Origin of the sequence: Paraburkholderia lebeckiae (assembly GCF_050436225.1) — a bacterium.
Lineage (GTDB): Bacteria > Pseudomonadota > Gammaproteobacteria > Burkholderiales > Burkholderiaceae > Paraburkholderia > Paraburkholderia tuberum.
This window is the reverse complement of record NZ_JBNDLU010000001.1, coordinates 628,526-647,261: the sequence shown is the minus strand read 5'-3', so window position 1 is coordinate 647,261 and position 18,736 is coordinate 628,526. Positions and strand designations below refer to the sequence as shown.

The following is an 18,736-nucleotide window of genomic DNA, read 5'->3' as shown; positions in this document are numbered from 1 at the left end:
CCATCGCTCCTCTTCAGGAGATCTGACGCGGCAGCGGCGGCCGCCCGCGGCCAATCGCGCTGACATCGATGGTCGCCACGCCCGACGGCGCCGACTCCGCACTGCTGCTGCAACCACAAGCGGCCTGGTTCGGATTGAAGAAGATCAAGCCAAACTGGGTTGGCGTGTCGGCGAAATCGATCGTTATGCCTTCGAGCATCAGCCGGCTCTCAGCCGGCAGGAATACGCGCAGGCCGTTGATGTCGAGTTCCTGTTCGCCTCGTCGCAGCGCCGGCTCGGCGGTGAATTCCGCGGTATAGCCGGAACAGCCGCCGGCGCTCACCACCAAACGAAAGCCGGCGCCAATCGGCAGGCCCGAAAAGCGCACGATACGACGCATGAACTTCTCGGCGGCACTCGTAACAGTTACGTTGCACAGCATGATGCGTAGTCTCCTGAAGGATGAATGGCCGGGCCGGCCACGAGCCAGACTCAAACCTGAACGATGCAGCCGTCCACGGGACACACGGCGACGCACTGCGGGTCGTCGAAGTGGCCTTCGCATTCGGTGCATTTCTTGGGGTCGATCGCGAACACGCCGCCTTTCTCGCTGATCGCGACATTGGGGCATTCCGGTTCGCAGGCCGAGCATCCCGTACAGGTGGACGCAATAATCTTCAGAGGCATGGAGGCTCTCCTGTTGTCCTGTCTGGAAGGGTGTGGGGTGTCACGCCGCTGAGGCTGACGAGGTGTAAGCACCCTGGCGGATCGAAGCATCGCCGCGGTCCCGGTGCACGATGGCGCTGCTGGCGATGCGACTGCGGTAGTCGTTGAACCAAGCAAGCACCGCTTTTTCGATAAATTCGCCGACGTACTGATCGACCGGCTCGATGCCCGCTTGCGCCAGTTCGTCTTTCGGGCAGGCGCCGATCTTCGCGACCAGCACCGCATGGCAGTCGTGGAGCGCGCGCACGACCGACGGAAGTTGCTCGTCGTCGCCGTAACCGCCCATGCAATACAGGTCCACCCGGCGATGGCCGACGAACAGCGCTTCGGCTGCCGAGACCTCGAAGATCTGAAACTCCGTGACGTGGCCGAAGTGCTCGTTGACCCGGCCGCCGCCCTTCGTTGCGACCGCGACCAGCACCTTCATGTCGTCGGCGACGTCGATCTCACGAGAGACAGCCAGCGCTTCTTGCTTCGCGTCGTGCTGCGCCTGACGCTCGGCTTCGACGCGCTGCTGGTATTCACGGCGGCGGTCGAGATCGTAGACCACTTCCATCTGCTCGATCTTGTCGAGCGTGAAATCCTCGCTGCGGTCCTCGCCCAGCAGGCCAACCGCATCCGCGCGGCACTGGCGGCAGTGACGCATCAGGTTGGCGCCGCCCATGCAGGCGTCCTGCACGGCCTTGAGTTCCTGCGCAGTCGGTCCGCGCTGGCCACTCAGGCCAAAGTGAGTGCCGTGCTCGGGCTCCGAGATCAGCGGCATGATGTTATGCAGGAACGCGCCGCGTTTCTTGACGTCGCGGTTGACGTCAATCAGGTGCTCCTCGTTGATGCCGGGAATCAGCACCGAGTTGATCTTGGTCAGCACGCCGCGTGCGGTGAGCATCTCGAGACCCTTCATCTGCCGCTCATGAAGGATGCGGGCTGCTTCGTAACCGGTCACGCGCTTGTGCTTCCAGAAAATCCACGGATAGATTTTCTCGCCCACCGCCGGGTCGACCATGTTGATGGTGATTGTCACGTGGTCGATGTTGTACTTGCAGATTTCGTCCACGAGGTCGGGCAACGCCAAGCCATTGGTCGACAGGCACAGCTTGATGTCCGGCGCCTGTTCCTGCAGCATCCGGAACGTCTCGAAGGTCTTCTTCGGGCTCGCCAGCGAATCACCGGGACCGGCGATGCCAAGCACCGTCATCTGTGGAATCTCGCTTGCGACCGCCACGACCTTCTTCACTGCCTGTTGCGGCGTTAGCTTCTGAGAGACCACGCCGGGACGCGACTCGTTCGCGCAGTCGTATTTGCGGTTGCAGTAGTTGCACTGGACGTTGCAAGCCGGCGCCACCGCCACATGCATGCGCGCATAGTGATGATGGGCTTCTTCCGAGTAGCATGGGTGATTCTTGACCTTCTCCCAGATGTCCGGCGGCATGTCGTCGAGACTACCCGACGCGCCGCAGCTGGCCCTACCCTCGCCACCGTGCGTGCCGCAGCCGCCACCGGTGGACGGGTCTTCGATCTTCACGCCGAGCGGTTTAATCTGCCCGATGCTGATATAGGCCGCTGCGGGCAAGTCGCTCGCATTTGAACTCGCTTGCATGGATATCTCCTCGCAACCAACGGCGGCCGCGCGCAAGCCATAGAGCCAGATCCATGCCACTCGACAAGAACGCCAGGAATCAACGGGTTAGGATATATTTCGCAGTTCTGTTTGATCCCGGCGCGCGACGTATCCCTACAATTTCGTTGCGTCGTGTCGGTGTTGCGACAAATCTCACACGACCCGGACAGCATGTTCTGAACCAGCGAGAGGGACCCGCACAAAGTGGGCAGGCGAAGCATTCTCTATCCTGGCCAGATCCGGCGAACCTCAACAGAGCATTTATGCAGCGCATAGCCCATCTGCCGGGGTGTGATCCCTAGCAAGCGCGCCGCCTTCCTGGACCGAGCCGCAGCGTTCCATCGCCAGATCAATCGTTCGCGTTCACCCTCTGGCTTCCCCGGCTTGCGATGTCGCGAACGTGTGGTCGTCCGCCACTGGATGCGGATCAGCGGCAGCCTCAGTGGCCGCGCTGCCAGACCAGACAGGCGGTGCCGACGCCATATCCGGATCATGATGCCCGTACGGCGGCTGCGACGACGGCACTTCAGCGATCGGTATTTCGCCCAGAGGCGCGGGACGAACCACATCCTCGCGCTCGACGTAGTGCAGCACCTTCGTCAGACAATGGTCCTCCGGACACAGGAACTTGAAACGGTCGATCACGCCGTCACGTGTCATGGTCGCCGTCCGTTCGACACAGTTCTCCAGTTCACGAACCTTGCCCGGCAACGCTTGCCTGAATGTTCACCAGCGACTTCCCCTTCGTGCGCTGCGCGCTTTCGATGTACCAGCGCAAGGCGCACGATCGACCCAAAGACACAGCGTTTGAAGTAAGCGCATTCCTACGCCTGACGATTCAGTCATCGCGCATGTCAATCCCGCGCGCGTAACGACAAATCCGACAAAGAGAACGGCGGCAATCCTCACTCGTCGGGCGCATCGACACAAAAACAACAGCGAAACAACAGGGGCCCAGCTGAAAGAGGCCACTAGAGCGTGAAAATCCATTGGCATGGAAGTTGCCCTGAAGGTCGCATTACCCGCTTTCAGGAGCCTGCGATGTCGGATTTCCAACGCGTCAGTACCGGCCTCCATCCGCGCGGCGCCAACCCGGTGCATCTGGGTCATGCCGCCACCACGCCGGTCGATCCGCGCGTGATCAGACGCATGCTGCCTTACCTGACCGAGATGTACGGCAATCCCGCCAGCCGTTCGCATGCCTATGGCTGGGTCGGCGAAGAAGCAGTGGAACTCGCCCGCGAGCAGGTCAGTTCGCTCGTCAACGGGGACCCGCACGAGATTGTCTGGACCTCGTGGGGCTCCGGCCGCGCATGCGGATCGCGTGCCAAATGCACGGCGGCGTTCAGGAACGCAGCATGCGCTTGGGGACGTTGTGCACGCATCAGATCGTCGAGGAACTGCCATTGCCGCCGGTCGAGATCCACTGCTCGATTCTCGCCGAGGACGCGATCAAGGCGGCCGTGTCTGACTTTCGCTCGCACCAGACGATTCGAGGCGCAGCAGCCGACGACTGTAACTCGCCGAGCAACCGACCTGCTCGTCTAACCCGAAGTGAGTCCATTCAAGCCTGAGAGGAACCTCCATGGAAACGCTCACCCAACCGGCTTCCGCCACACCCGGCGTCATGCCCGACCTACTCGAATTCACGCCTCAGGCCGCTGCGAAAGTGGCCTCGCTGATCGAGGAAGAAGGCAATCCCAACCTGAAGCTGCGGCTGTACGTGTCCGGCGGCGGCTGTTCGGGCTTGCAGTACGGCTTCGCGTTCGACGACCAGGTGGCGGACGACGACATGCAGACCGTCACGGACGGCGTCACGCTGCTGGTCGATTCGATGAGCCAGCAATACCTGCCCGGCGCGCGCGTCGACTACGAAGACGGCCTGGAAGGTTCGCGCTTCGTCATTCACAACCCCAATGCGCAGAGCACCTGTGGCTGCGGCAGTTCGTTTTCCGTGTGAGGCAATCATGAAATCTCACTGACTGGCGCCTCCCGACGACGAGGAGAACAACCAGTTCGACAATGCGTGGGGCCTTGACGTGCAATCGCGTCGCGCGTGCTGCGTGAAGCTGCGCGACGCCGACGTGACGATCGAACTGCCGCCACATACGCGCGAGCTCGCGCGTGAGCGTTGAGGACATGCGTCCTTAGCGCTGTGCGGCCTCTTCAAGGGCCATAGCGGTCATCGCCGCGAGCGCATAGCCGCGCTGATAGCCGCCGCCTGTGTTTATCTTCCCGCACCGCCGTCGCTATGGATAGACAATCCCTACAGCGTTTGCATCGCGCCGACCGCATCCGCACATCCTGGCTGACCACGCCCATCGCATCGCGCATCGCTTTCTGCAGCGCCGTGTTCATCGCTACACCTGGCTGTTCGAAAGAGGACATTCGCGACAGGTCTTCGTTGGAACCGCTTCATCACAGCGCCAGCGAACACCGGAAAGCCCCGCAGCAAGCGGCTATTCGCACTAACCGTGCATGGCGCAGTACTTGCGAACCGTATGATCAAATGCCTAAAGGACAACTTCCCGTGTCGAATCCGATCATCAACGACACCACACTGCGCGACGGCGAACAGACCGCTGGCGTCGCACTCATGGTTGCCGAAAAATGCGCGATTGCCGAGGCGCTCTCAAGCGCCGGCGTACCCGAACTGGAAATCGGTATCCCCGCGATGGGTGCCGAGGGAATCGATTGCATCCAGACCATCGTCGCGCTGAATCTCGACGCCGATCTGATGGTCTGGGGCCGTCTTACCGACGCGGACCTGGCGTCGGCCTTGTGCTGCAATCCCGACATCATTCACCTGTCGATTCCCGTGTCCGATATCCACCTTCAACACAAATTGCGCCAGCCGCGCTCGTGGGTGCTCGCGCAGGTGAATCGCGTGATCAGCGCCGCCGTCAAGAGCGGCCGCAAGGTTTCGCTGGGCGCGGAGGATGCCTCGCGTGCGGACCCCTCGTTCCTTGCCGACGTGGCGCGGCACGCGCAACAGTGCGGTGCGCAACGCATCCGCTTTGCGGACACGCTCGGCGTCCTCGATCCTTTTTCGACCTATGAAGCGATTGCGCGATTGCACGACGCGGTCGATCTGGAAATCCAAATCCACGCGCACAACGACCTCGGGCTCGCGAGCGCGAATACCCTTGCCGCACTGCGCGCCGGCGCAACCCACTCCAATACCACTGTCAATGGTCTCGGCGAACGTGCCGGAAGTGCCGCGCTGGAGGAGATCGTGATGGGCGTGCGCCATATCATGGGTCGCAACACCGGCGTCGACACGACCGCGCTATTGAGCATCTCGCGACTTGTCGAACGGGCTTCAGGACGCCCGGTCGCGCTTAACAAAAGCATTGTCGGCGCCAGCGTATTCACGCACGAGTCCGGCATCCACACAGACGGGCTTGCGAAGAATGCATCGACCTACAAGAGCTTCGATCCCGCCGAACTCGGTCGCGAACGCTCGGTCGTGCTCGGCAAGCATTCGGGTTCGCAAAGCGTGCGCCGGGCTTATGACGCGCTCGGCCTGGCCGTCAGTGAAAAGCTGCTCGTGCTGCTGCTGACCCGTATCCGCCACCATGCCACCGAGCACAAACAAACGCCCAGCGCAGCCGACCTGTATCGCTTCCTGATCGAGTTGCGCTACACCGTCGGAGAATTGTCATGAGCGGCGTTGTGGTCGGCTTCACGAAGTGCGTCGCGCGACCCGAACAGTCGGGCACGACGACGCCGTGCGCCACCAGCGGCGCCTGCGACAAGTACTTCGCCGCGCCGACGCGCTGTCCATACCTATCCTCATCCGCTTGCAAGGAGTAAACGCGATGGAAAGCTTTGTCCAGCAACTCAAGGCGCTGTCCTCAGCCGAGGACTTCCTGCAGTTCTTCGGCATTCCGTTCGACCAGAAGGTCGTCAACGTGAGTCGACTGCACATCCTCAAGCGCTTCCTTCAGTACATCCAGCAACAGGACGCGCTGCCGGAAGGCGACGAACCCGCCCTGTTCGCGTCATATCACGCGCTGCTGCTGAAGGCTTACGGCGACTTCGTCACCTCCACGCCGGCGCAGGAAAAAGTGTTCAAGGTGTTCCAGGACACAAATGGGCGGCAGCACGTTTCACTCGACAGTCTGCGCGCGTCGCTGCCCGCGCGCACCCTTGCCTGATAGGTGGAGCAAGACCATGCACATCGTTAAGACCATGCACATTGTCGTCTGCATCAAGCAGGTCCCGGACTCGACGCAGATCCGCGTTCATCCGGTCACCAACACGATCATGCGCCAGGGTGTTCCGGCGATCGTCAACCCGTATGACCTGTTTTCACTCGAAGAGGCGCTGCGACTGAAGGACCGCTTCGGCGGCAAGGTCACGTTGCTTTGCATGGGCCCGCCGCAGGCCGAGGAAGCGCTGCGCAAGTGCATCAGCTTCGGCGCGGACGACGCCGTGCTGCTCACCGATCGTGCATTCGCTGGCGCGGATACGCTCGCTACGTCGTACGCGCTGGCAGCGGGTATCCAGCAGATCGCGAAGGAGCAGGCCGTGGACATCGTGTTCGCTGGCAAGCAGACGATCGACGGCGACACCGCGCAAGTCGGCCCCGGTATCGCCAAACGCCTCGGGCTGCAACTGCTGACCTACGTGTCGCGCATCGTCGAGACCGCTCTTGATGCGCGCACGATCACCGTCGAGCGCCGCGCCGAGGGCGGCGTGCAGGTGCTGAGGACTGCGCTGCCGTGCCTGATCACAATGCTGGAGAACACCAACGAACTGCGCTTTGCGACGCTGCCCGCGATGATTCATGCGGCCGGCTATCCGGTGCACAAATGGAACCGCGAACAGGCCGGCATCGAAGATCTCAGCAAGATCGGCCTGAAGGGCTCGCCGACAGTGGTCAGCAAAGTCTTTGGACCGACGCCGCGCAGCGAGAAAGCGGAGATGCTCGACCTCGACGCATCGAGTCTTTGCGACGTGTCGGTAAACCTGCTGCAAAAGATCTTCACGCGCCATCCTACCCTGGAAGCTGACCTGCTGATGAAGGAGGGTTCATGAACGCACCCGCCGCCCCCGCGAAGAAACCCGCCGGCCGCGCAGGACGCAACCTCGAACTGCCGGAACACCTGAAGGCCTACAAAGGCGTCTGGGTCTTTATCGAGCACGACCGTGGACACGTGCACAGCGTCTCGTGGGAACTGCTCGGTGAAGCGCGCAAATTGGCCGACACGCTCGGCAGCCGAGTGGGCATCGCGGTGCTCGGCGGCGCGAATGAACCGCTCGAACAGTTCGCCGCAGAAGCCTTCACTTACGGCGCGGACGATGCGTACATCGTCCACGACCCGGTCTTGCAAGGCTATCGCAACGAGCCGTTCACGAAAGGGCTGACCGACCTCGTCAACCGGCATCAGCCTGAGATCCTGCTGCTGGGCGCGACGTCGATGGGCCGCGACCTCGCCGGCTCCGTAGCGACGACCCTGCTGACCGGGCTGACCGCCGATTGCACCGAACTCAACATCGATCCCGCGTCGCGGGCGCTGGCGGCGACGCGCCCCACCTTCGGCGGCTCGCTGTTGTGCACGATCATGACGCTCGCGTACCGTCCGCAGATGGCGACGGTGCGCCCGCGCGTGATGCCGATGCCGCTGCGCGACGCCGAACGCACCGGCAATATCGTCCATGGAACGCTGGGGATGATCGAGACGGACATCGTCACGAGGCTGCTCGACTTTATCCCGGATGCGAGCAGCAACCGGATCAACCTGCCCTATGCCGATGTGATCGTGAGCGGCGGCAAGGGGTTGAAGAACCCGGAAAACTTCCAGCTGGCGTTCGAACTGGCGAACGTGCTCGGCGGCGAAGTGGGTGCGACCCGGCCATGCGTGCAGGCCGGCTGGGTGGAGGGGGAGCGCCAGGTGGGACAGACCGGCAAGACGGTGCGGCCCAAGCTCTACATCGCCGCCGGCATATCCGGCGCGATCCAGCACCGCGTGGGCATGGAAAGCGCAGACGTGATAGTGGCGATCAACACCGATCCGAACGCACCCATCTTCGATTTTGCACACTACGGGATTGTCGGCAATGCGTTGCAAGTGTTGCCCGCGCTGAAGCAGGCTTTTGTGGAGCATTTGACCCGGCGCCGCGAGCAGGCTGCCTGAGGAGAATCACGATGAGAAAACCTTCACAGTTCGATGTGATTGTGGTCGGCGCCGGTCCGTCCGGCAACGCTGCCGCTTACACGATGGCCAAGGCAGGTCTGGAAGTGCTGCAGATCGAGCGGGGCGAATATCCGGGCAGCAAAAACGTTCAGGGTGCGATCCTGTACGCGAAGGCGCTCGAAGAGATCATCCCGGACTTCCGCGACGATGCGCCGCTGGAGCGCCACATCATCGAGCAGCGGATGTGGATGCTCGACGATACGTCGTTTGTCGGTACACATGTGCGCAGCGAGGATTACAACAAGCCGCCCTATAACCGCTACACGATCATCCGCGCGCAGTTCGACAAGTGGTTTTCATCGAAAGTGCGCGAAGCCGGCGCACTGCTGCTCTGCGAGACCACGGTGAAGGAACTGATCATGGACGGCGACCGCGTGGTCGGCGTGCAGTGCGACCGCGAGCACGGCGATGTCTATGCCGACGTGGTGGTGCTCGCCGACGGCGTGAATTCGACGCTCGCGCGCAAGGCGGGCTTTCATGGAGAGATCGGGGCCGGCAACGTTGCGCTCGCCGTCAAGGAGATTCTCTTCATGCCAGAGGAGACGATCCGCCAGCGCTTCAACGTCGGCGAGGACGACGGCGTCGTGATCGAGATGGTCGGCAGGATCACCGACGGCATGATGGGCACTGGCTTCCTCTATACCAACAAGGAATCGCTTACCATAGGCGTGGGCTGCATGCTGAGCGACTTCAAGAAAAACCCCAACCGCACGAGCCCCTACGTGCTCCTCGAAAAGATGAAGCAGCACCCGTCGATCGCACCGCTGATTGCGGGCGGCGAGATGAAGGAGTATTGCGCGCATCTGATTCCCGAAGGCGGTTTTCACGCAATCCCGCAGGTCTACGGCAACGGCTGGATGATCGTTGGCGATTCAGGCGGTTTCGTGAACGCCGCGCACCGAGAAGGATCGAACCTTGCGATGACCACGGGACGCCTCGCCGCCGAAACGGTGATCCACGCGAAAGCCGCGGGCCAAGGCTACCGCGCCGGCACGCTCAAGGCCTACAAGGCCGCGCTCGATCAGAGCTTCGTGATGAAAGACCTGCACAAGTACCGCGACATGCCGGCCGTGCTGCACCAGAATCCGCAGTTCTTCACGACCTACCCCGACCTCATGGCACGCGCCGCGCGCACAATGATAACGGTCGACGGTAAGGACAAGAAAAGCAAGGAGCGCGAGATTTTTTCGAGCTTCCGCACAGCCCGTTCGCTTTCCGGCATTGTGGGTGACGCCTACAAACTCCTGAGGGCCTTCCGATGAGCACCCTACCCGTCAACGTAGAGGAAAAGCTGTTCCAGAACCGTTATCGCGTCGATGCAGGACGGCCGCACGTCCACATCAAGGATGCCGACGTCTGCCAGAGCGAATGCAGCGCGAAGAGTTGCACCTTCGTCTGCCCGGCCTCGTGCTACAAGGCCGAAGGCAACGGCGCGGTGACGCTGATCACCGACGGCTGCCTCGAATGCGGCAGTTGCCGCATCCTCTGTACCGACCACCAAAATATCGAGTGGGACTACCCGCGCGGTGGTCACGGCATCCTGTTCAAGTTCGGTTGAGGAACATCGTCATTGCCAGACCAGAACGACATGTGTTTGCTTGCACCGAGAACCGGCCGCCGCCGCATCCGCGGGGCGCCGGGCGACAAGGGCTCGACCGCGCTGCTGAAGGCCTTCTGGGCGGAACAGCAGAAACGCCAGGCGCCCGATACCGTCGCGATCACGTATTCGGGCTGCCTCGGCTCGTAGTGGAAGCGTTGCTGCAACGGTCCGTCTGAGGAGACACACGATGTCCAAACGGCCCGCCATCGCATCGTTGGCCGACGACAATCTGGCAGCCGGCGGCGTGGCAGCAATCGACCGTGCGCTGAGCGCGACATGGCCAACGAACCGGCGATGACAGCGCCGCGTTCGCACCACCTTAGTCGAGATACGGACCGCCCCCTAAGGTCGGACGTGCTGTTCTCGACGCTTACCGAATTAGCACCTACACGGGGGCCGCTTCCGATCGTGATCGTGCCAAGGTCCGCGCCAAATCCAGATTTGACTTCTCCGAGCCATTCGCCTCAGTCGCGATGTCGCGGCCCCGACATGCCGCAAGTTCGACAGTCCTCTCAGAGACGCTTGATCTCGACACCGTATTTCCTCAGCGCGTAGCCAATCTGGCGCGGCGTCAGTCCAAGCAGCCGCGCCGCTTTTGCCTGCACCCAGCCGGATTTTTCCATGGCGGCGATGAGACGCTCGCGGTTGGTCATCTTCGCATCACTTCCGAGGACTGCGCCGCCAGCCGATAACGGAGCCCGCTCGCTGCCGACAGGCTGGACTGCAGCAACTGCGCCCGACGTAGCAGCCTCAGCCCGCGGCGTAGCCGGCTTCACGGGCACTGGTACGATTCGCCCAGGCTGCAGCGCAATTTCGTCCGATCGGCTCTTCCACAGCATCGCGGACAGGCACTGGCCGTGGCAGCAGGCAAAGTCGTTTCTCACGATCGCTGGTCCCGGCGCCAGGGTCGCGCTCCGCTGCACGCAATTCTCGAGCTCGCGGACATTGCCGGGAAAACCGCAGTTCATCAATACTTCAATCGCGCTCGCATCGAAGGTCAGCGTACGGCCGTTCTCGCTGTTGAAATTCTTGAGAAACTCAACGGCGAGGAGCGGAATATCACTGCGCCTTTCACGCAACGGCGGCAACAGCAAGGGAACCACGCAGAGGCGATAATAAAGGTCGGCGCGGAACTCGTTCCTCGCCACCGCCTCTTCCAGGTTTTTATTCGTGGCGGCAATCACGCGAACATCGACCTTAATGGTCTGGTTGCTGCCGACGCGCTCGAATTCTTGCTCCTGCAGGACGCGCAGCAGCTTTGCCTGGAACGAGGCCGAGATCTCGCCGATCTCGTCCAGAAACAGCGTCCCCTTGTCGGCGAGCTCGAAGCGCCCCTTGCGCGAATTGAAGGCGCTGGTAAAGGCACCCTTCTCATGACCGAACAATTCGGATTCCAGCACCGTCTCCGGGAGCGCCGCGCAATTGAGCTTGATGAAGGGCCGCTTGGCGCGCGGTGACAGCCCGTGAACGGCCTTGGCGACCAGCTCCTTCCCGGTACCGGATTCGCCGCGCAACAGAACCGTGCTGTTCGATTCGGCTACCACCGCAATCTTCGCGAGCAGCCCGCGCAGCGCCGGGCTGTCGCCAATGACCCCCTCGATCTGAAACTTCTTACGCTCTCCTGCAGGGCGCTTGAGCTCGGACAATGGCTTTTGCAGCCCGTCCTTCCCCGCCATCAGTCGCTCGCGGTCGCTCTTGAAAAAGCGATGCAGCTTCACCGTCTGCCCCACCAGGTTGGCGACTATGGTAAGCAGCCGCACGTCGTAATCGAGCCGGAAGTTCGACCCATAGTCCAGGACGCGGTCGATGGTCAGCGTGCCTACGACTTTCGCGTCGATGCGAATAGGGACGCCAATGAACGACACTCGCATGTTGTCGGAGGCACCGAGCACGCCCATGTCGGCGGCACTGAAGCCCGAGTGCACCGCTATGTTTTCGGCGACGAGCGGCCTGTCCGTCGCCATGATCTGGTCAATTGCCTTCTGCGGCAGGCGCGTCCGGTAGTGCTCATCGCTGCCTTCGCTCCAGTCCGCGCCAACCGTAATGTCCGGTACGCCATCATCGTCGAAGAGAGAGACGATACCGAGCCGCATCTGAACAAACGATTGCAGGAGATCGATGACGTTGGCCAACGTGACTTCGAGCCGGTAGGGGGCGGTCAGTACCTTCGATATTTCGAAGATGCCGGTAAGCACGCTCTCGTGCCACTGCACAATAGGGACCGCGTGGTCCGCCTCGGACTTTGAGCTAGGCCTTTCGCGCACGGAAGCGATATGCAGCATGACGACGTCCCCGTTGTTGGGACCGTGCTCCCCGTCACCTTGTTCGGATTTGCGGGCATTGTGTTGCATATCATCCTCGATCTAGCGCCCAATTTCACGGGCAGACTTCAAAAGATAATGCCCTTTCATGGAAGGACGGTGAAACTGTAGTGCCTTGATGTACTTATTTTCTGCTTTTGCGATTTCGCTGCGTGGATTCCGTTAAAAACGCGAGTTCCATTGATGTCGCTCAAATCAACTGCGATTTGTCTACTCCAGGTGCAGCCGATTACAGGTGTCGTCCATCATTGATTGCTGCCTCGGTGCCCGTGAAATAACTCGCCGCATCCGAGCATAGGACGAAGATGATCTATTTTTGCGACCTCTTCGGGCGTGCCCGCCCGGCGCAGCGGGATATTTGGCACAAGAAGCGCTTCCGTGTTGGGCGACAAAATGTCCGTCTTGAACTGGCCGAGGACGTATGGAAACTGTTTTCAGATCATCAGATCCGAGCCTATCGGTCCGATTAATCTGGTTTGGTAAGTCATGGCTGCGTTAGCGCAACGTTTCAAGTGCAAAAAAAGCCCCGCCGGGCTCTAGGTGCCAGCCATCCTCACTACCTCTATTGTTTTGGCAACCCCAAGTATCTTCACGACGCGCTTCAGGTTGTAGGCCAACACCTATAGACTCATTTCGGTGCTGACCTGTCCGAGCGTTCGGGTCAGGAAGTGTGTGGCCCCCAATCCAGTGCTTCAGCGTGCCGAAGACCTGTTCGACAGTGCTTCTGCGGATGGTCATTGCGTCAGGCTTGCGCTCTAGCCGACGCTGCATGGCCTCAACTATATGCTCATGTTCCCATCGTCGAATGCGACGGTAGTCGCTGGGTGACATCGTTCCTTGAGCGGGCAACGCGGGCAGGCGCTGGGCCAGTAGCCGTCGTACTTGCGCACGTTCTGGCCGAGGAAATCGAAACCGTCTGCAATGTTCGTGATCCGGGTCTTCTCTTCCGAGCGCTCCAGACCTTGAGCGGCCATAAACTGCCTGACCGCCGGAAGCACCTCGAATTCGAGCACTTCTTTCGACATACCGGTCACAATAAAGTCATCGGCGTAGCGAACGACGTTGAGTTGGGCCTTGCTGCGTGCCGCCGCGGTGAGATTACGCTCGGTCATCAGAGCATCGAGCATGACGAGCAGATTTTGATCGAGGCCCTTGAAACGCATGATCCCAACTTATCCATAGTGTGGATGCGTTCCATCAAAACAATCGATTTTACGAAATGTACGGCATGGAGGATAGTGTTCCTGGTAAATCCATTTCAATTTCGCAAACCTGCTGGCGCCTTCGTCGTGCCGGGGTAGCGGATGAAGTGTGTCGTAGAACTGAGCGAAGCCGAGGAAATGACGTTGCAGCAGTTGTCGATCAATCACATGCATCGGGACACGCGCACGCGAGCGGCGGCCCTCTCGCCGCTCGGACACAGGATCAAGCGCCCGCTCACGCATGGCGCAACAGCGGCGTGTCCGGCCCGGTGGGCGGCCATAACGGTGGGCACATGAAGCACCACTGGCGACGCTTCATCACCTGGACGAAGGAAAACGCAGATCCCGAACTCGCTGAACTTTCTCGGCGGACACGGCACCAAATTTCAAGTCAATTTCTCGTGGACGCTCTCATGAATACTGTAGCAAAACGTCGGGCCGGAGAAATAGAATTTGGGCATATCAAGACGGTTGTCGGTCTTTGCCCTGACTCCGGGAAAAATCCTCAGGTGTACGCCGACCATCAACCGAGGCACATGTCCAATGCGGCCACGGTCTTCGGCCGCGTGGGCAAGCTGGATCGCGCCGACACGACGCGACAAGCGTCTGGCAGCTTACTACCCGCAAAACTTCGCATAGTTCTCCAAACCCTTTCCATATCGACCGCTTACCTTCGTACAGTTGAGGCAACCCTCGACTTCGCCTTGGCTTCGCGACGAATCGGGAGCAGCCGATTGCAGGTGCCAAATGCTTCAGCGACCCGGCCAAACGGATCTCGTGTCAATCGCGGTCAGATCGTGCGGAAGATGCGGGGGAAGTCTTTGGTAGATCTGGTACGAAAGGCACGTGCACTCGATGTACTCTCCATCGTCGATGAGGTTCGATCGGTCCGTGAAGCGTTGACGGAAATGCTCTCTTCTTCGGGCTTCATCCCAGAACTGTTCCAGAGTGCAGATGATTTCTTGAAATCGAACCGCTTTCTCAGCAAGTCCTTCGCCGTCAGGTCCGCCCTCAAAGGCCGGACGGCGCATAGGAGGCAGTCGTGAATTTGGCCGTGTCCACAGCTAGAGAACCTCTCTCCATGCGCTCTCAGGTGCGGTGGAGACTGGTTTGGGAGAATGAGTTGCGACTCGCCGACCACATCGAACTGTCCGAGTTCTTCCGAAAGACCTACGGACCGACTGGTGCGTTTAATGCAAAACCATTCGAGGGCAATCACAGTTGGGCTGGTGCGAGGCCAGAGTTCCGTGCAATCGGCTACGACGCGCGCGGCGTAGCGGCTCATATCGGCGCACTGCGTCGTTTCATCAAGGTTGGCGCAGTCGATCTACTAGTGGCCGAACTAGGACTGTACGCGGTACGTCCGGATCTTGAGGGACTCGGAATCCCTCAATTAATGCGCGTGATGTATCCCGTGTTGCAGGAACTAGGCGTTCCATTTGGCTTCGGCACGGTTCGACACGCGTTGCGGCAACATATTGCAAGGCTGCTCGGCCGACCCGGTCTGGCGACTATTGTGTCTGGAGTTCGCGTGAGGTCGACCCTTCGAGAAGTGCATCTCGACACGCCGCCCACGCGCATCGAGGACGTACTCATTGTCGTCTTACCGATTGGACGGTCAATGAGCGATTGGCCGACCGGAACGATAATTGATCGGAACGGGCCAGAGCTGTGAGGCACTGCTTATCCGAAGCGCGCAGCGAGTGCGCTGACACCAACGGACGTCGCGACGTCTATTTGACGTTTGACGACGGCCCTAATCCACTTTGCACACCGGACGTCCTCGATGTGCTGGCGGAACACCGGGTGCCAGCGACTTTCTGCGTCATCGGTGCGTTCGCAGCGGACCAACCGAAGCTGATCCGACGGATAATTGCAGAAGGGCACGAGGTCGCAAACCACACGATGACTCATCCGGACCTGTCCAGATGCGAACCCACCGAAGTACAACAGGAAATACTAACGGCAAGCAGGGTCATCAGGATGGCGAGCCCCCATGCTTCGCTGCGGTATATGCGTGCCCCGTATGGCATGTGGACCGAAGCAGTGCTCACTACGTCAGCGAGCGCTGGTCTGGCGCCCCTCCACTGGTCGGTAGACCCGCGAGACTGGTCTCGTCCCGGCGTGGACGCGATTGTCAGCGCTGTGCTGGCCTCTGTCCGGCCGGGTGCAATTGTGCTCTTGCACGACGGATGCCCTCCCGATGAGTTGAGACGACGCACTCATGCTGGTCGACGCGAGCAGACCCTCATGGCGCTTTCCCTCATGATTCCAGCATTGCATGACCGGGGGTTTGCAATCCGATCGCTTCCTCAACCTAACCGGACAAACCAGACACCCTATGAACATGCTTGCCGCAACTAGCACTGTCGCTGTCTCGTCTTATGCGCTCCGGGCTCCTTTTGCTGCTAGATCAGTACGAGACGCAACTTTTTCGCGGGAAGCCGAGCGGCTTCGGCGAGGACTGTCATCTCACGATTCTCATGCTGACGGCAGGTTATCGGACCGAGTACGTTCCGGACGCCATTGCGGCGACAGTCGTTCCGGACAGACTGGGGGCGTATCTGCGCCAACAACTGCGCTTGGCGCGCAGTACTTATCGGGACACGTTGCTTTCGCTGCGCCTGCTGCCCTGTCTAGATCGCTACCTTACGCTGGACGTGATCGGACAGAATCTGGGCTCGCTATTTCTCGCCTTATCGCTTCTGGCGGGGCTCGCGCAGCTCGCATTGACAGCGACAGTGCCGTGGTGGACTGCCCTGATAATCGCATCATTGACCATGATCCGCTGTAGGGTGGCATCGGTTCGCGCTCGCCAGATTCGATTTCTTGGCTTTTCTCTTCACACACCCATTAACCTCTTTCTCTTGCTCCCCCTGAAAGCCTATGCGCTGTGTACATTAAGCAATAGTGATTGGCTGTCACGGAGCGCTGCTGCCAACGTACCATACGGGGGTGGAAACAGGCCGCCACCGGAAACCCGAAGACGGGACCGAACGCTACAGAATTTTCGGTATTGCGATGGCGCTTCGCAGAGCGGATCTTACGCGGTTCTTTGAAGTTGGTGGTGGCATATGACGGCGTTTGTAGCGACGAGTAATCGTGCACGCCACTTATCTTAGATGCTATGAGACGATCGTGCTTTCCGGTGAGAATCTAGCAGTTGGTTTCTAAAATCCCTTACCGACTAACGATTTGTGCATCCGTCGACTCCGTGAAAACTGGGAGCTACTGAGCCCTACCGCAAGCAGCTCGGCACTCGCCCACCGCCAGATTTTGCACGGAGAGGAAGATTCCCCTGTGAAACGTTGCCGCGCGGCAAAGCGTTCGTACCGCATCCGCATATAAACGTCTCAATCTGATGCACCATTACCTTGGGGGCCTGCAGAAATATTCGAAGGACATCACCCTCTTTCTGGCGCCCCACATCAACTCCTACAGGCGATTCCAGTTCGGTACGTTCGCGCCGACCAAGGTCGCATGGAGCCAAGACAATCGGACGGTCGGTTTCCGCCTTTACGGCGAAGGCTCGGACGCCGTCCGCGTTGAGTGCCGCATTGGCGGTGCGGAGCTGAATCCGTATCCCGCTTTTGCGGCCCTGATCGCGGCGGGTCTTGCGGGCATAGAACCAGAAGCTGGCATTGCCAGACCCGCTTGTCGGCGGCGCGTATCGGGATGCCGAGCTACCGGAAATTCCGAAAACGTTGCGGGACGCCACCGACATCGGTTCGACATTCTGTCCGCTAGCGGATGGAACCGATCGAGCCACCTCCAGCGCGGCCGCATTGTCCGGAACGTAGCATTCGAGACACGAACAATCGGACGATGCACCGCCATAACCCGACATTGTGCCGGTCAACATCCCGCAAATTGTGCTCCGACTGTAGATGCTCGCTTGGCACAACGCTTGCGATCCATCGCCGACAACTCAAGAGACCTGACATGCTCAATCCGATCATCAATGACACGACACTTCGTGACGGCGAGCAGACCGCCGGCGTCGCGTTTCGCACCGAGGAAAAATGCGCGATCGCCGCCGCACTGTCGCAAGCCGGCGTGGCCGAACTCGAAATCGGAATTCCTGCCATGGGCGAAGACGAAATGGCGTGCATCGCTGCAATCGTCGACCTGAACCTCGACGCCCGCCTGATGGTTTGGGGGCGCCTCACGGACGAGGATCTCACCGCGGCATTGCGCTGCGATGCCGATATCGTTCATCTCTCGGTTCCCGTTTCGGATATTCATTTGCAACACAAGCTGCGGCAGTCGCGCAGTTGGGTACTGGCGCAGATCGCACGCGTCGTCGACGAGGCAGCGAAAAACCATCCCAAGATTTCCCTCGGCATGGAAGACGCCTCGCGCGCGGATCCCTCATTTCTCATAGAAGTGGCTCAATGCGCGCAGCAGCACGGGGCCCAGCGCGTGCGCTTTGCCGACACTGTCGGTATCCTGGACCCCTTTAAGACCTTCTACGCCATTGCAGCGCTGCGCGTCGCCGTCGATCTGGAGATCGAAATCCATGCGCACGACGACCTCGGGCTCGCCACAGCCAACACACTGGCCGCCCTTGGGGCCGGCGCGACCCATGCGAGCACCACCGTCAACGGGTTGGGTGAGCGCGCCGGCATTGCAGCGCTGGAAGAAGTCGTGATGGGCGCGCGGCACCTGCTGCGACGAGACACTGGCGTCGACACCAGAGCGCTGCCCGACATTTCGTCGCTGGTCGAACAAGCCTCAGGCCGCGCAGTTTCCTTCAACAAGAGCATCATCGGTAGGGGCATCTTTACTCACGAGTCGGGCATTCACACCGACGGCCTCGCGAAGCACCCCACGACCTACGAGGGATTCGATCCAGCAGAGCTCGGCCGGCAACGGTCGACGATACTCGGGAAACATTCTGGATCTCAAAGTGTGCGTGAGGCCTACGACGCTCTAGGCCTGAGGGTGTCGGAGCGGCTCATTCCGCTCCTGCTTGGGCGCATCCGCTCTTTCGTCACGCAGTACAAGCAGGCGCCGGATGCAAGCGATCTTCGCCGCTTCCTGACCCAAGCCCACAGCACGCGGGTGAAGGTGTCGTGAGTGTGGTT

The 18,736-nt window shown here is 60.6% G+C and carries 18 protein-coding genes and 6 pseudogenes; 18 read left to right on the top strand and 6 right to left on the bottom strand.

The features are described from left to right. Nucleotides 1-13: 13 nt before the first annotated feature. From OKW45_RS03005 to OKW45_RS02990, 4 genes and pseudogenes are all read right to left on the bottom strand, one after another. Nucleotides 14-421, bottom strand: a complete 408-nt coding sequence (locus tag OKW45_RS03005; protein ID WP_429465827.1) for a HesB/IscA family protein — start codon at nucleotides 419-421, stop codon at nucleotides 14-16. 50 nt (nucleotides 422-471) lie between these two features. Continuing rightward, nucleotides 472-666 (bottom strand): 4Fe-4S binding protein, encoded by a 195-nt coding sequence (locus OKW45_RS03000; protein ID WP_026226294.1) that lies wholly within the window; start codon nucleotides 664-666, stop codon nucleotides 472-474. Between the two features lie 40 nt (nucleotides 667-706). Continuing rightward, nucleotides 707-2,302 (bottom strand): nitrogenase cofactor biosynthesis protein NifB, encoded by a 1,596-nt coding sequence (gene nifB / locus OKW45_RS02995; RefSeq protein WP_429465826.1) that lies wholly within the window; start codon nucleotides 2,300-2,302, stop codon nucleotides 707-709. 245 nt (nucleotides 2,303-2,547) lie between these two features. Next, a pseudogene (locus OKW45_RS02990) lies at nucleotides 2,548-3,031 on the bottom strand (helix-turn-helix domain-containing protein); the annotation flags it as partial. A 333-nt stretch (nucleotides 3,032-3,364) separates the two neighbouring features. Here OKW45_RS02990 and OKW45_RS02985 point away from each other — a divergent pair. From OKW45_RS02985 to OKW45_RS02930, 12 genes and pseudogenes are all read left to right on the top strand, one after another. Beyond that, a pseudogene (locus OKW45_RS02985) lies at nucleotides 3,365-3,619 on the top strand (aminotransferase class V-fold PLP-dependent enzyme); the annotation flags it as partial. 89 nt (nucleotides 3,620-3,708) lie between these two features. Further along, a pseudogene (locus tag OKW45_RS02980) lies at nucleotides 3,709-3,897 on the top strand (iron-sulfur cluster assembly scaffold protein); the annotation flags it as partial. 11 nt (nucleotides 3,898-3,908) lie between these two features. After that, a complete protein-coding gene (erpA, locus tag OKW45_RS02975; protein ID WP_429465824.1) occupies nucleotides 3,909-4,283 on the top strand; it encodes an iron-sulfur cluster insertion protein ErpA in 375 nt (124 codons plus the stop codon). Nucleotides 4,284-4,305: 22 nt separating this feature from the next. Then, nucleotides 4,306-4,458 (top strand): annotated as a pseudogene (locus tag OKW45_RS02970) (2Fe-2S iron-sulfur cluster-binding family protein); the annotation flags it as partial. Between the two features lie 395 nt (nucleotides 4,459-4,853). Beyond that, entirely contained in the window at nucleotides 4,854-5,990 is a 1,137-nt protein-coding gene (gene nifV, locus OKW45_RS02965) for a homocitrate synthase (RefSeq protein ID WP_429465822.1), read from the top strand. Continuing rightward, nucleotides 5,987-6,139 carry a hypothetical protein gene (locus tag OKW45_RS02960; RefSeq protein WP_429465820.1) on the top strand — a complete coding sequence of 51 codons (153 nt, stop codon included), beginning with the start codon at nucleotides 5,987-5,989 and terminating at the stop codon, nucleotides 6,137-6,139. The genes nifV (OKW45_RS02965) and OKW45_RS02960 overlap by 4 nt, the downstream gene beginning before the upstream one ends. A 5-nt stretch (nucleotides 6,140-6,144) precedes the next feature. Next, nucleotides 6,145-6,483 (top strand): nitrogenase stabilizing/protective protein NifW, encoded by a 339-nt coding sequence (gene nifW, locus OKW45_RS02955; RefSeq protein WP_429465818.1) that lies wholly within the window; start codon nucleotides 6,145-6,147, stop codon nucleotides 6,481-6,483. Between the two features lie 34 nt (nucleotides 6,484-6,517). Further along, entirely contained in the window at nucleotides 6,518-7,366 is an 849-nt protein-coding gene (locus tag OKW45_RS02950; protein WP_429469213.1) for an electron transfer flavoprotein subunit beta/FixA family protein, read from the top strand. Beyond that, nucleotides 7,363-8,466: an electron transfer flavoprotein subunit alpha/FixB family protein gene (locus OKW45_RS02945; RefSeq protein ID WP_429465816.1), complete on the top strand. Its 1,104-nt coding sequence runs from the start codon at nucleotides 7,363-7,365 to the stop codon at nucleotides 8,464-8,466. The genes OKW45_RS02950 and OKW45_RS02945 overlap by 4 nt, the downstream gene beginning before the upstream one ends. A gap of 11 nt (nucleotides 8,467-8,477) precedes the next feature. Then, the gene (locus tag OKW45_RS02940; RefSeq protein ID WP_429465814.1) at nucleotides 8,478-9,788 is read left to right on the top strand and encodes an FAD-dependent oxidoreductase; all 1,311 of its coding nucleotides are present in this window, start codon (nucleotides 8,478-8,480) and stop codon (nucleotides 9,786-9,788) included. After that, nucleotides 9,785-10,084 (top strand): ferredoxin family protein, encoded by a 300-nt coding sequence (locus OKW45_RS02935; protein ID WP_018423212.1) that lies wholly within the window; start codon nucleotides 9,785-9,787, stop codon nucleotides 10,082-10,084. The genes OKW45_RS02940 and OKW45_RS02935 overlap by 4 nt, the downstream gene beginning before the upstream one ends. Before the next feature lie 36 nt (nucleotides 10,085-10,120). Next, nucleotides 10,121-10,273, top strand: a complete 153-nt coding sequence (locus OKW45_RS02930) for a hypothetical protein (protein ID WP_429465812.1) — start codon at nucleotides 10,121-10,123, stop codon at nucleotides 10,271-10,273. Nucleotides 10,274-10,638: 365 nt separating this feature from the next. Here OKW45_RS02930 and nifA read toward each other — a convergent pair whose 3' ends face one another. Together nifA and OKW45_RS02920 are read right to left on the bottom strand one after the other, a co-directional pair. Continuing rightward, nucleotides 10,639-12,477, bottom strand: a complete 1,839-nt coding sequence (nifA, locus tag OKW45_RS02925) for a nif-specific transcriptional activator NifA (RefSeq protein WP_429465810.1) — start codon at nucleotides 12,475-12,477, stop codon at nucleotides 10,639-10,641. A 506-nt stretch (nucleotides 12,478-12,983) separates the two neighbouring features. Next, nucleotides 12,984-13,514, bottom strand: a pseudogene (locus tag OKW45_RS02920) (transposase); the annotation flags it as partial. A 428-nt stretch (nucleotides 13,515-13,942) separates the two neighbouring features. Between OKW45_RS02920 and OKW45_RS02915 the strand changes: the two are divergent. The 6 genes and pseudogenes from OKW45_RS02915 (at nucleotide 13,943) to nifV (OKW45_RS02890) (ending at nucleotide 18,728) form a co-directional block, all read left to right on the top strand. Then, nucleotides 13,943-14,695 (top strand): response regulator, encoded by a 753-nt coding sequence (locus OKW45_RS02915; RefSeq protein ID WP_429465808.1) that lies wholly within the window; start codon nucleotides 13,943-13,945, stop codon nucleotides 14,693-14,695. Further along, complete coding sequence (locus tag OKW45_RS02910; RefSeq protein ID WP_429465806.1) at nucleotides 14,692-15,324, top strand: NodA family N-acyltransferase; 633 nt, start codon at nucleotides 14,692-14,694, stop codon at nucleotides 15,322-15,324. Before OKW45_RS02915 ends, OKW45_RS02910 begins: the two co-directional genes overlap by 4 nt. Next, entirely contained in the window at nucleotides 15,321-16,013 is a 693-nt protein-coding gene (gene nodB, locus OKW45_RS02905; RefSeq protein WP_429465804.1) for a chitooligosaccharide deacetylase NodB, read from the top strand. The genes OKW45_RS02910 and nodB overlap by 4 nt, the downstream gene beginning before the upstream one ends. A gap of 20 nt (nucleotides 16,014-16,033) precedes the next feature. Further along, a complete protein-coding gene (locus OKW45_RS02900; RefSeq protein ID WP_429469210.1) occupies nucleotides 16,034-16,708 on the top strand; it encodes a glycosyltransferase family 2 protein in 675 nt (224 codons plus the stop codon). 302 nt (nucleotides 16,709-17,010) lie between these two features. Then, nucleotides 17,011-17,232: pseudogene (locus OKW45_RS02895) on the top strand (glutamine synthetase); the annotation flags it as partial. Between the two features lie 359 nt (nucleotides 17,233-17,591). After that, nucleotides 17,592-18,728: a homocitrate synthase gene (gene nifV / locus OKW45_RS02890; protein ID WP_429465802.1), complete on the top strand. Its 1,137-nt coding sequence runs from the start codon at nucleotides 17,592-17,594 to the stop codon at nucleotides 18,726-18,728. The last annotated feature ends 8 nt before the right edge of the window (nucleotides 18,729-18,736 follow it).

Bases quoted from the DNA above. Each gene is read 5' to 3' on its own strand.
- OKW45_RS03005 (WP_429465827.1), bottom strand. From the start codon at position 421: ATGCTGTGCAACGTAACTGTTACGAGTGCCGCCGAGAAGTTCATGCGT.
- OKW45_RS03000 (WP_026226294.1), bottom strand. From the start codon at position 666: ATGCCTCTGAAGATTATTGCGTCCACCTGTACGGGATGCTCGGCCTGC.
- nifB (WP_429465826.1), bottom strand. From the start codon at position 2,302: ATGCAAGCGAGTTCAAATGCGAGCGACTTGCCCGCAGCGGCCTATATC.
- erpA (WP_429465824.1), top strand. From the start codon at position 3,909: ATGGAAACGCTCACCCAACCGGCTTCCGCCACACCCGGCGTCATGCCC.
- OKW45_RS02960 (WP_429465820.1), top strand. From the start codon at position 5,987: ATGAGCGGCGTTGTGGTCGGCTTCACGAAGTGCGTCGCGCGACCCGAA.
- nifW (WP_429465818.1), top strand. From the start codon at position 6,145: ATGGAAAGCTTTGTCCAGCAACTCAAGGCGCTGTCCTCAGCCGAGGAC.
- OKW45_RS02950 (WP_429469213.1), top strand. From the start codon at position 6,518: ATGCACATTGTCGTCTGCATCAAGCAGGTCCCGGACTCGACGCAGATC.
- OKW45_RS02945 (WP_429465816.1), top strand. From the start codon at position 7,363: ATGAACGCACCCGCCGCCCCCGCGAAGAAACCCGCCGGCCGCGCAGGA.
- OKW45_RS02940 (WP_429465814.1), top strand. From the start codon at position 8,478: ATGAGAAAACCTTCACAGTTCGATGTGATTGTGGTCGGCGCCGGTCCG.
- OKW45_RS02935 (WP_018423212.1), top strand. From the start codon at position 9,785: ATGAGCACCCTACCCGTCAACGTAGAGGAAAAGCTGTTCCAGAACCGT.
- nifA (WP_429465810.1), bottom strand. From the start codon at position 12,477: ATGCAACACAATGCCCGCAAATCCGAACAAGGTGACGGGGAGCACGGT.
- OKW45_RS02915 (WP_429465808.1), top strand. From the start codon at position 13,943: ATGAAGCACCACTGGCGACGCTTCATCACCTGGACGAAGGAAAACGCA.
- OKW45_RS02900 (WP_429469210.1), top strand. From the start codon at position 16,034: ATGCGCTCCGGGCTCCTTTTGCTGCTAGATCAGTACGAGACGCAACTT.
- nifV (WP_429465802.1), top strand. From the start codon at position 17,592: ATGCTCAATCCGATCATCAATGACACGACACTTCGTGACGGCGAGCAG.